Source organism: Vulcanibacillus modesticaldus (genome assembly GCF_001730235.1).
Taxonomy (GTDB): Bacteria; Bacillota; Bacilli; order Tepidibacillales; family Tepidibacillaceae; genus Vulcanibacillus; species Vulcanibacillus modesticaldus.
In genome coordinates this window covers 1-898 of the sequence record NZ_MIJF01000087.1, presented here as the reverse complement: position 1 = coordinate 898, position 898 = coordinate 1, and the positions used below count along the sequence as shown (strand labels likewise).

The 898-nt window shown below is 32.2% G+C and carries 2 protein-coding genes; both read right to left on the bottom strand.

Annotation, left to right across the window (positions count from 1 at the left end):
- Positions 1 to 244: 244 nt before the first annotated feature.
- Positions 245 to 625: a type II toxin-antitoxin system death-on-curing family toxin gene (locus tag BHF71_RS10590; protein ID WP_069657599.1), complete on the bottom strand. Its 381-nt coding sequence runs from the start codon at positions 623 to 625 to the stop codon at positions 245 to 247.
- Entirely contained in the window at positions 625 to 795 is a 171-nt protein-coding gene (locus tag BHF71_RS12000; protein WP_141705392.1) for a DUF2281 domain-containing protein, read from the bottom strand. Before BHF71_RS12000 ends, BHF71_RS10590 begins: the two co-directional genes overlap by 1 nt.
- Positions 796 to 898 lie beyond the last annotated feature (103 nt).

Below are 898 nucleotides of genomic sequence, written 5' to 3'. Positions count from 1 at the left end.
AACGGTCTCGTATTCACGACGTTCCCGAATGTTACAGGTATGTTCGAGTCTTAGATAGCTCTTATCTTAGACTCGGGCGTACCGACTCGGTTAATTCGGGAATGTGTCGCCTGATTTCACCTCTTCGATTTTTTTGAATCTACTTCTTATTGATTTTTCTTCTTATCGCTTCGGGCGACCAAGGGCGTTAGACCGCTGTGTGAATGCATTGTTATGAGACGTAACAAAAAATAAAGGACACCAATTAATCCAGCTGATGTCCAATGATCCAATCTTCTATTTCTTTTTCCTTATATTCGCCAGTTGCAACTTTTAATCCTAATTCCACCAATTCTTTTTGACTGTATTTTACATTGATAAAATTAATTTTAAGTAAAAATAGCATGACGGCTATTCCTATTCTTTTATTCCCATCAACAAAACCGTGATTATTAATTAATCCATAAGTTATTACAGAAATTTTTACTAAATCATCTTCGTAAAGCTCTTTCCCATCAAAGGTGGCAAAAGCTCGATTTAATGCACTTTCAATTAATGAAATATCTCTAATTCCATCGGATCCACCTGTTCTTGAAATTATTTTCTGATGAAATAAAATTACTTGTGATACATTGATACCCTTCATTACTTGGATAACTCCTCAAAAGCTTCACGATTTTCTTCAATAATATCATCCATTAAATTTACAACTTCGCGATTTCTTATCTTTAAAAATTCAACAAAATCTATTACTTCCCTCTTTTTATCATCAGATAAACTTTGAAAATCTTTTAGTAATTTTTCTTCTAAACTCATCTTATCCACCTCAACATTGGGATGTATTTAAATACATTATACAATAAATTCGTTTGTAAAAAAACACCAATGAAATAACTATTAGTTGTTATGTCTTATAACG